Source organism: Pseudomonas sp. NY15356, from assembly GCF_048068175.1.
GTDB classification, from domain to species: Bacteria; Pseudomonadota; Gammaproteobacteria; order Pseudomonadales; family Pseudomonadaceae; genus Aquipseudomonas; species Aquipseudomonas putida_K.
Genome location: NZ_JBLUPW010000016.1, coordinates 100,653 through 110,969 on the forward strand (window position 1 = coordinate 100,653; position 10,317 = coordinate 110,969).

At 64.0% G+C, this 10,317-nt stretch carries 7 protein-coding genes; 1 reads left to right on the forward strand and 6 read right to left on the reverse strand.

Features of this window, described 5'->3' with window-relative positions; all coding sequences use genetic code 11:
* Nucleotides 1-13 precede the first annotated feature (13 nt).
* From algG to ACNFCI_RS14745, 6 genes are read right to left on the reverse strand one after another with little or no spacing between them, the layout of a single operon-like run.
* The gene (gene algG, locus ACNFCI_RS14720) at nucleotides 14-1,576 is read right to left on the reverse strand and encodes a mannuronan 5-epimerase AlgG (protein WP_084857166.1); all 1,563 of its coding nucleotides are present in this window, start codon (nucleotides 1,574-1,576) and stop codon (nucleotides 14-16) included.
* Nucleotides 1,577-1,595: 19 nt separating this feature from the next.
* On the reverse strand, nucleotides 1,596-3,074 hold the full coding sequence (locus ACNFCI_RS14725; protein WP_084857168.1) for an alginate export family protein: 1,479 nt from the start codon (nucleotides 3,072-3,074) through the stop codon (nucleotides 1,596-1,598).
* A complete protein-coding gene (gene algK, locus ACNFCI_RS14730) occupies nucleotides 3,071-4,594 on the reverse strand; it encodes an alginate biosynthesis TPR repeat lipoprotein AlgK (protein ID WP_253249339.1) in 1,524 nt (507 codons plus the stop codon). The genes ACNFCI_RS14725 and algK overlap by 4 nt, the downstream gene beginning before the upstream one ends.
* A 13-nt stretch (nucleotides 4,595-4,607) precedes the next feature.
* Nucleotides 4,608-5,771, reverse strand: a complete 1,164-nt coding sequence (locus tag ACNFCI_RS14735; protein WP_084857172.1) for an alginate biosynthesis protein Alg44 — start codon at nucleotides 5,769-5,771, stop codon at nucleotides 4,608-4,610.
* A gap of 36 nt (nucleotides 5,772-5,807) precedes the next feature.
* Nucleotides 5,808-7,289: a mannuronan synthase gene (alg8, locus tag ACNFCI_RS14740; RefSeq protein WP_216356236.1), complete on the reverse strand. Its 1,482-nt coding sequence runs from the start codon at nucleotides 7,287-7,289 to the stop codon at nucleotides 5,808-5,810.
* Nucleotides 7,290-7,348: 59 nt separating this feature from the next.
* The gene (locus ACNFCI_RS14745) at nucleotides 7,349-8,665 is read right to left on the reverse strand and encodes a nucleotide sugar dehydrogenase (protein WP_368829355.1); all 1,317 of its coding nucleotides are present in this window, start codon (nucleotides 8,663-8,665) and stop codon (nucleotides 7,349-7,351) included.
* A gap of 851 nt (nucleotides 8,666-9,516) precedes the next feature.
* Here ACNFCI_RS14745 and ACNFCI_RS14750 point away from each other — a divergent pair.
* A partial coding sequence (locus ACNFCI_RS14750; protein ID WP_416768028.1) for a hypothetical protein occupies nucleotides 9,517-10,317 on the forward strand: 801 nt, incomplete at its 3' end.

Below are 10,317 nucleotides of genomic sequence, written 5' to 3' on the forward strand. Positions count from 1 at the left end.
GGTCTGGGCTTCCTTAGTCGATCATTTCGGCCTGGCGTTCGACCGGGTCGATCAGCACAGCCTTCTGCTGGCGCACCAGCAGGTCGAGGATTTCGTCCTGGCGCTCGCCCAGCACGCCGTTGAGGCTGATGCCGTTGGCCTTGCGTGGCGCCAGCATGGAGACCTTGTACAGCTCCACCGACAGCGGCGAGTCGATCGACAGCGGGCCGGAGCCGTTGGCCGCCAGTTCGCCACCGACGACGATCAGCGAGACCTTGGTGTCGAACGGATCGAGGGCGATGTCGCGGTCGGTGTCGGAAAGGTCCTTGATGTGCCCGTACACACCGACCAGGCCGTTGGCCATGGCGACGTTCTCGTACAGGCGGATGTTCACGCTGTTACGCACGCGGATGCCGTGGCGGCGGTTGTTGATCAGCTTGTTGCCCCAGATCAGGTTGTCGCCGCTCTCGTACAACGTGATGCCGTCGGTGTGATTGCGGTAGATCTCGTTGTAGGCGACCAGGTTGTTGACGCTGTTACGGTCCAGGACCACACCGGAGAGCTTGTTGTCGTAGCTCTTGTTGTTGATGATCCAGCTGTCATTGACCTCACGGGAAATGATGATCCCGTGCTTCTTCTTGGTGCCGTACACGGTATTGCCGGCGATGATCAGGCGGTGCGAGCGGTCGTGGGGGTCGATGCCATAGACGATGTTGTCGCGGTAGGTGTTGTCCTTGACCACGAAGTCCTGGGTCTCGTAGCAGTAGAAGCCGTACCACATGTCGCTGAATTCCGAGCCGATGATCCAGCCGGTGGGTTCCGGGCGGCCCATGCGCTTGGCCATGTTCGGCGTGTACTGGGAGATACTCACCCCGTACGACTTACTCTTGGCGTAGCCGAAGCTGGCCATCTTGGTGTTGACGATGTAGGTCTCGGTGCCGCCCCAGGACAGCAGGAACGGGCGGAACTCGTCCGGCTTGCGGAAGGTGGCCGGGCCGTTGGCCTGCTCGCGCCAGCCGGTGACCTTGGTGTCGGTGACGAACAGTTTGCCGTCGTTGACGATGAACGAACCGCCCTCCTGGGACAGGCGCAGCTCCTTGACCTTGTCGTTGATTTCCAGCACGCCGTTGCGGCCGACCACGATCGGCAGACGCGCCAGGTACACCCCCGGTTCGGTCTCGCGCAGGTACTGCTTGGGCACCTGCTTGCTCAGTTGTACCAGGTCGACATGCCCGTCATCGACGAAGATCGCCTGGGGAATGCCGTGCTGGCGTCGAACCCATTCGGCGCCCTTGTTGTCGCCGCCGATGAATTCCTTGAGCGACTCCTCCTGGAGCATGCGGCGCACGCTGACCTTGCCCTTGCGGCTGCGATCGAGCTTCTTTTGCACCGCCTCAGCGGTATAGCCGGTGAGGTCGGGCAGCTTGGGCGGGTCCATGTGCAGCGGTTCGACCGGTGCGCTGGAGACCGTGTAGGTCTTGACCTGCTGCAACTCCTTGACCACCGGCTTGGCCGGCTCGGCCAGGGCCAGGCCGCTGCTGGCGAGCAGCAGGGCGCTGGCCAGCAGGCCGTGGCGGAAATTCGGGTGAAGGTTCATGAGTGTCCTCTCCCGGGCCTCAGTAGCGCCAGATCACGTCGACGAAGGCGCGGTGCATGTAGGAGTCGGTCTCGCTGCCGTAGGCGTCGCCCGGCTTGAACACGCCGGCACGCAGGCGCACCAGGGCCGACGGCTCGTCGATCGACTGGCTCAGCGAAGCCGGCAGCAGGCCCTGCTTGAAGTACTTGGTGACCACCACGTCCATCTCCTGGCCCAGGTCCTTCTCGCCGTTGATCAGCGGACGGTTCACGCCGTTGTCCTCGACCACGGCGTTGATGCCGCTGGAACCGATGTTCTGCTGGTCATCGACGCGCCAGAACTTGTGGTAGATGAAGCTTGCGTCATAGTCGTCGCGCAGCTGCCAGGAGGCGAACAGGGTGGCTGCCTGCAGGTTGCCCAGCTCGCCACGGAAGGCTTCGCCGAAGCGGTGTACGCGCGAGCGGGTGCCGGTGTAGTTGGAGCGGTTGCTCTCGAGGCCGGTCTGCTCGTAGTTGCTCGAGCCGTCGCTGCCGCCACCGCCGCTGCCGCGGGCGTAGGCTGCACCGACCTGCCAGTTGGGGTTCAGGCGCAGGCGCACGCCCAGGTCGGTGGCCCAGGCATTGACGTCACCGCTCTGCTTGCCGGTGGCGACCTGCTCGTTGCCCACGGTCTGGCTGCTGAGGGTGTCGCGATCGCCGGTCAGCCAGGTGACGCTGCCCCAGTAGTTGACGGTGTGGTCGTTGCGCCAGTTGTAGGCGTCGCTGTTGGCTTCCAGGCCCAGCCAGGTGAGATCGCCGGTGCGGGTCTTGTCCAGCGCATCGACGGTTTCGCCCGGGTCTTTCAGGCTGCCGCTGTCGTGGGTGTGGTGGGCACGCACGCCAACCCAGTGCCCCGGCGTCCATTGGGTGGCGACGTTACCGTAGACGTGGGTGCGGTCCTTGTCCTCGGGGGCGAGCTCGGTGAGGTCGGTGCGGTATTCGCTGAAGCGCTGGGCTACGCCCAGGTCAGCCTTGAGCAGGGTGGTGTCGAAGGTCCAGTTCAGCGCCTCGATGTTGGTGTCGCGCCACATGCCGTCGTCGCTGCGCAGGCGCTGGCGACCGAAGCGCAGCTGCTCGCCCGGGTACGGGGTGAAGCCGCTGTAGCCGACCCAGAATTCGCGCATCGCCAGGTAGCTCTTGTCGGGCTTGCGGCCATCGTCGGCGTTGTCCACTGTGCTGCCGTCGTCGGACTGGCGCAGGGTGTCGGTCTCGATGATGTCGGTGGCGGCCACCGCCTGGCCCATGGCGAAGGCGCTCCAGTTGCCACGCTCGCCGTACACCCAGGGGCGCAGGTCAAGGCCAAGGCCGTTGACGTCGCCGCCGGAGCGGGTGCCCAGGTCGCGGTCGTCCTCGGACTGGCCGGTGATCTTGATGTCCAGGCCGAAGTTCTTGTCGGCTGTCATTTCCGCCAGGGTCGGGCAGGACCACAGCAGGGCGAAGCTCAGGCCAATGCCGGCTTTCACGAATGGATTGAGCGTCATAGCGAGTCCTCACCGTCTACTTCTTTTTCTTCGTCTTGCAGGGCTTCCTGGGCCAGGGTGCTGTTGCCGACCTGGGCCATGCTGCCGCGCGCCTGCTTTTCCTGATCCAGCAGTTGCTGGGCCTGGTTGCGTTGCTCGGGGGTCAATTGCTGGTCGAGCTTTTGCAGCAGCTCGGCCGACTGGGGCGTCGGGTTGGCCTGGGCCAGTTGGGCGAATACCCACGCGTTGGTCGGCGCCGGGCGGATGCCACGGCCTTCGCTGAACAGCTGGGCCAGGGCGTAGTCAGCGCTCAGCTGGCCGCCACGGGCAGCGCTGAGCAGGTGATCGACGGCCTTCTGCGGCTCGACGTGGCCCAGGTAGCCGCGGCGGTACAGCTGGCCGAGGTAGTAGTGGGCGCTGATCTCGCCGGCATCGGCGGCGGCCTGCAGGTGTTGCTCGGCCTTCTTGGCATCGGCCGGCAGGGCCTTGCCTTCGTAGTAGAGGCGGCCCAGCAGCAGTTCGGCGCGAGGCTGTTCGGCCTTGCGGCCTTTGTCGATGTAGGCCAGCAGTTGATCGGTGTCGCCGAGCTCGGGGAAGTCGTACACCAGCTGCGCCAGGCTCACCCAGGAGGCTGGGTTGACCGGGGCCACGTGTTCGAGCAGTTCCTTGGCGGTCTTCTCGTCGGTCTGGCCCAGGCTGCGGTCGGCCAGGACGCGGGCGACGCTGTCGACCCGGGTGGCCGGTACCGCGCCGCTGTCGTAGGCGGCCTTGAGCTGCTGGATCAGCGCGGCCTGCTGGTCGGGCTGGGCACGCTTCTGATAGACGGTGGCCAGTTCCACGTAGCAGATGTCGGTGGTGCTCAGCGCGGCCTTGCAGATCTTCTCCACATCGCCCAGATGCTGGTCGTAGGTGCCCTGGGTGCGATAGAGCAGCACCTGGGCCAGGCCCGCCTCGGGGTTGCCGGCGGCGCGCCACTGGTCGATCTGCTGTTGGGCGTTGACGTTGGGGAAGCTCTGCGGGTACTGCAGGTAGAGCATCGCCAGGGGGATCAGGGTGTTGCTCTCACCTTGTTGTGCCGCGAGCTTGAGCAGGGTCTCGGCCTCCTGGCGCTCGGCCTGGGTGGCGTCGGGCTTGGCCACCAGCAGGCGGCCGAGGCGGGCCTGGGCACGCGGCGAAGTGGCCGCAGCGGCGCGGTAGGTGGCCTCGGCCTGCTTGAGCTGGGCCGGATCGCGGGTGGCGACCTGGATATCGGCCAGGCCGACCTGGGCATCGCTGTAGCCCAGGTCGGCCAGGGCCTTGTAGTTGCGCTCGGCCAGGGCGGTATCGCCGCGCTTCATGGCCTCGTTGGCCAGGCGCTGGTCGGGCAGGCCGGCACAGCCGGCCAGGGCGACGGCCAGGGCCAGGCCACAGAGCCCCAGGTTTTCCCGGGCCCAGTGAGAGCTGGCTTGCCAGCGATTGGCCAATGCCGCGGCTGGGCGTGCGCTGCGCGCTCGATCGCCGGTAAGCCGGCTCCCACAGGGGGTGCGAAGTCCGCTAGTCATCGTTCGATCCCTCTTACAGCCCGCGAGCCACGGCCTTGTCGATCAGCCAGTCCAACGACGGGCCACGGTCGGCATTGACGGAGGCAGGGCGGCCAGCCAGTTCGGCAGGCAGGGCGCCGTCGGGCTTGATCTGCACGCGGATGTCCGAAGCCAGATCTTCACTGTTGAGGTTGGCGCTGCTGACGATCTGGCCGGTACGTACGTCGTCTTCGCCGGCGATCTGGAACTGCACGCGGGTGCCGGGCTTGACCTGGTCGAACTGGCGGTAGCTGAAGCGTGCCTCGATCATCGGGTTGCTGGTACGTGGGACCAGTTGGAAGATCGGCTGGCCTTTGGCTGCATACTGGCCGTCGTCCACCAACTGGCGCGAGACCACGCAGTCGCAGGGGCTGGTGAGGGTGCCGGACAATTGCTTGCCGAACAGCTCCTCGACCTTGGCCGGCTCGAGCTGCGAGTCATCCAGGTGGCCCTTGAGCATGTCCAGCATGCTGGTGCTGAAGCTCGCCAGCGGCGCGCCCTTGACCACCTGGCCGCCACTTTCCACCAGGCTCTGCACGGTGCCATCGCGGGGCATGGTGACGTTGGTGGTGGGTACGGCGACCACACCGGCCTCGGCGTGGCTGACGAAGTACATGCCATACAGCGACTTGGCGATGAAGCCGAAGGCGGCCACGCCGACCACGAACACGCCGAGGCTGACGGTGACCGCGCGCAGGCGGCCGAAGGCCGACAGGCCCGAGCCGTTGTCCTTCTGCTTGCGCGCCTTGGTGAAGTTGTCGCGCTGCAGGGTGCTGAGCACGCCGCCCACGTCGATCATCTCGCCGGACAGGAAGGTGGTTATGATGTGACGCAGGGTCGCCACGTCGCGCGGCTCCAGGTTCTGGAACTGCACGCCGGTGCGGCCGGTGCTCTGGTAGGAGCGGACCTGGAACTCGACGTCCATGGACAGGCCCAGGTTGTCGACCGTGAACTGCAGGCGGCCACGCAGCACGTCCCCGACATTCAGCGGTTTGTTGGTATGGAAGGACAGGCCCCCGGCGGAGAGATCGTCCACCTTCACATCGTGCGTCTCGCGATTGCGGTCCAGGTAGCGCAGCTTGGCGGGGATGCGTACCCGTACATGCTGGCGCTGGGCTTCGGACTCATGCACGACATTGGCGTTCACGGCGGTATTCATGGCGATTTCTTTCCTGTTAGTTCCGTTCCGGGGGGCTCACACGATCATGAACAGCACAGCGACGAAGATGCTGGCCGCCGAGAAGGTCATGGTCCGCGAGGACCAGGTGTTGAACCATTGTTGAAAACTTGCGAGGTCACGCTTGAGCGCAGTCGGTTGGCGGGTCCACGACTGTTTGTCGAGGCGGAAGAACACGTAGATCTTCATGATCGCGCCGACGATCTGGTTGTAATAAAGGATCAGCGGGTAGGCCGGCCCTACGTTGTGGCCCGAGCACAGCAGCATGATGGTGAGGATCAGGCGGGTGATGCCGATCCACAGCAGGTACACCAGCAAGAAGCCCAGGCCGAACTTGAGGCTGGCGATCACCGCCACGGTCAGGCCCAGCAGGCTGGTCCACATGGACACGCGCTGGTCGAACAGGACGATGCTGGTGAACAGCCCCAGGCGCTTGAGGCCCAGGCCCAGTGCGCGGGAGTTCTGCCGCAGGTTGTTGCCGTACCAGCGGTACATCAGCTTGCGGCTGGCCTTGAGGAAGCTCTTCTCCGGCGGGTGCTCGACCGTGTTGATCGCCGCGTCCGGCACGTAGAAGGTGTCGTAGCCCAGGCGCATGAGGCTGAACCAGCTGGACTTGTCGTCACCGGTAAGGAACTTGAAGCGGCCCAGGCGCCAGTGGTGCAGCGAGTCGCTTTCCACGTCGGCGATGAACTCGGGGTTGGTCACCACGCTTGCGCGGAACATCGACATGCGCCCGGTCATGGTCAGCACGCGCTTGGACAAGGCCATCGAGCACATGTTGATGTGGCGCTGGGCGAAGCGCAGCTTGTGCCACTCGCTCATGATGTAGCCGCCGCGCACTTCGCAGAATTCGTTGGTGGTCAGGCCACCGACATTGGGGAACAGCTTGAACCAAGGTACGGTCTTGCGGACCACGCCTTCGCCGAGCACGGTGTCGCCGTCGATCACCGCGACCACCGCATGCTCGTCGGGCATCATCCGCGAGATGGCGCGGAAGCCGAAGGCCAGGCCGTCGCGCTTGCCGGTACCGGCGATGCGCACGAAGTCCAGCTTGACGTGGGCGGGCGGGTTGTAGCGGGCCCACAGGCTCTTGACCAGCAGCTCATCGGACATCTCCACCAGCGAGCAGACCACGGTGGTGGGGTAGCCACAATCGATCGCCTCGCGGATCACCGAGCTGTAGACCTGCGCGGTGGTGTGGGCGTCGATGCGGAAGCTGGTGACCATCAGGTACACGTGGGACGGGTCGGCCGCCTTGCCCAGCTTGCGCACTTTGCGGCGCAGGTACGGGTAGACGCCGTAGAGGAAGACCATGCCACGGATGAAATGGGTGGCGCCCATGGAATAGCGCCAGATGCCGACAGCGCCGACCAGGAAGATGAAGTGCTTCGACTGCGAGTCGAAGATGTCGCTGGGCAGGGCCAGGGCGATCAGCATGAGCAGGCTCACGTAGAGCAGCCACCCGGCGCACTGCAACAGCACTGTCTGGAGCCTTTGCATGTTCAGCATCCGTCGCGAGAATCAGGGGGAAGGGCAGCGGTTGCCCGCTGCCCGGCCGGTTACCAGCAGATGCCTTCGGTACGGCTGGTGGTGCAGGTCGGCTTGGTCATGAAGCCGACCAGGTCGATCACCTGCTTGCCTTCCGGTGCCTGCTGGGCGAGGGCGCGGAACTTCTCGTCGCGGTTGCCCAGGACGATCACGTCGGCGTTGTCGATGACGTGCTGCAGGTCATCGTTGAGCAGCGAGGACACGTGGGGGATCTTCGACTCGATGTAGTCCTTGTTGGCGCCGTGGACGCGGGCGTACTGGACGTTCTGGTCGTAGATGTTCAGCTCGTAGCCCTTGCCGATCAGGCGCTCGGCCAGTTCCACCAGCGGGCTTTCACGCAGGTCGTCGGTGCCGGCCTTGAACGACAGGCCCAGCAGGGCGACCTTGCGCTTGTCGTGGCTTTCGATGATGTCGAAGGCGTTCTGCACCTGGGACTCGTTGCTGCGCATCAGCGAGTCGAGCAGCGGTGCCTTCACGTCCAGGCTCGAGGCGCGGTAGGTGAGGGCGCGCACGTCCTTGGGCAGGCACGAGCCGCCAAAGGCGAAGCCTGGGCGCATGTAGTACTGGGACAGGTTCAGCACCTTGTCCTGGCAGACCACGTCCATCACGTCGCGGCCGTCGACACCCACGGCCTTGGCGATGTTGCCGATCTCGTTGGCGAAGGTGACCTTGGTGGCGTGCCAGACGTTGCAGGTGTACTTGATCATCTCGGCCACTTCGACCGGCTTGCGGATGATCGGCGCGTCCAGCTCCTCGTAGATAGCTTGGAGCACGTCGCCGCTGGCTTTGTCCAGCTCACCGATGACAGTCATCGGTGGGCGGTCGTAGTCGGCGATGGCGGTGCTTTCGCGCAGGAACTCAGGGTTGACCGCGACGCCGAAGTCGACGCCGGCCTTCTTGCCGGAGCAGTCTTCGAGGATCGGGATCACCACGTTCTTGACGGTGCCCGGCAGTACGGTACTGCGGACCACGATGGTGTGGCGGCGCTCGGTATCGCGCAGTACGTAGCCGATCTCGCGGCACACCGATTCGATGTACTCAAGGCCCAGGTCGCCGTTCTTCTTGCTCGGGGTGCCGACGCAGATCATCGACACGTCACTGGCACGAATGGCTTCGGCGAAGTCGGTGGTGCCACGCAGGCGGCCATTGGCGATGCCCTGCTGCAGGAGCGGTTCCAGACCCGGCTCGACGATGGGCGACTTGCCCTGGTTGATCAGGTCGATCTTGGTCTTGGACACGTCCACACCAATCACTTCATGGCCCCGTGCCGACAGGCAACCTGCACAGACGGCACCCACATAACCCAAACCAAAGATGCTGATACGCATCGTATTCACCTCGTGTGTTTATCACGTCGGTTCCTCCGGGAAGAACCGAACCGGGTTGATTGACCAGCAGTTTTCGGGCGCACGGCTCCCTGGCGAATGGACAGTTCGCCGAACGCAGGCATGAATAAATCCGGAGCGCGCAAAGTTGTGCACTCACTATTGGCAGTCAAAGGCCAGTAATTAAAAGGCGTGCCCTGAAATGCAGCCGTCTTTATTGCAGTGTGCTAGTTCGCATACTGCTGTGCTTGTTCTTTCAATTGGAAAAATCCTATGAAATCAACCACTAGGACGATTAGTAGGGGCGCGTCTCTCCTTCGTGGACAGGGCCCTCGGTCGGTACCGTTGCGCCTGTCGAAGTTATTGGAGCCGGTAGTGGATACCGGCCGGTTGTCATCTGTAAGTCATTTCTCACGTCTGCCGCAGGAAATGCGTTACGGGTCCTATGAGCCATCGTCGGTAGCAGAAGTTCCAAGGTCGGTTTCGCACCGGCGAAAGATTTCTAAATATTTTCTCAATCGAAAATACTTTCAAACTGATAGCACGGTCCGGTTTAACCCCTATATATAAAGGGCCGAATTGGTGCGGGATGGTTATATGCCAGCATGTGAAAAAATTTTTCAAAAAACGTCAAAAAACTACGAACGGTCTTATGGCATTTTGCGATAAGGGCTTGGTCGCCAGGATTTTGGCGTCGAGCTCATGACGTGGTGGCGTTTTGAAGCAGGGCCTGTTGTACGCCTCGATCGATGCTCACCCTGGCGGGCAATGACCTCGGTGTTCTCACAGTTTGGCGGTGTGTTCTTCGTTGCTATCTTCGAGCCTGCAATGAGGCTTAGTGGAATCGCCGTTATATGTTGAATAGCCGTTCGACCGGCTGGGTCGGTCGTCAATCCGATACCTTGCACGCGGGCACCCCTGCTGTGTCGGGCGCGTTCCGCACCTTATCATTGTTGCGTACTCCCCAGGCTGCGCGGGCACCTGCCCGCGTGCTGGTCAGCCGCACGGTCGTTTGCCCGTTCAGCCGCACCACGCGGCTGTTCGGTGCTCGCGCCTTGAACAATACCGCCACCGGCAATGCCGATGCGGTCACCGTTTCAGGGTTGGCCGGCCAACCGCTGTGCCTGCATACCGCCGATGGCGATGCCGCCTTCACGCTGCCCGACGTGGCAGGCCGGCCCTTGTGGTCGCGCAATGCCCAGGGCACCGTGTCCACGGCTGCCTATGAGGCGGCCAATGCCGGCGGCCGGCCATTGTCGCTGAGCGAAACAGCGCTTGGCGCGCGGGCTGGGCGCGTGCGTGAGCAGTACACGTATGCGCCGTTGGCCGAGGCGAAATGGCAGGCGCGGAACCTGGCCGGGAGCCAGGTGGAACTGCGCAACAATGCCGGTATCAGCCGACCGCTGAGCATTTCGCTGACAGGCCAGTCCCTGGCCGCCGAGCAGCGCTTGCTCAAGCCTGAGATCGAGACGCCGGACTGGGCGACGACCACTGCGGATGACACCGAAGCACCGTTGTCCATCACTGGCATCCACGACGCGACCGGCGCGCCGCTGGCGACGACCAATGCGGCCGGCGTCACCTCGCTCACCGACTATGCCATCAACGGCGCGGTGGCCCAGACACGCCTGGCGTACATGGAGCAGGGCAGCACC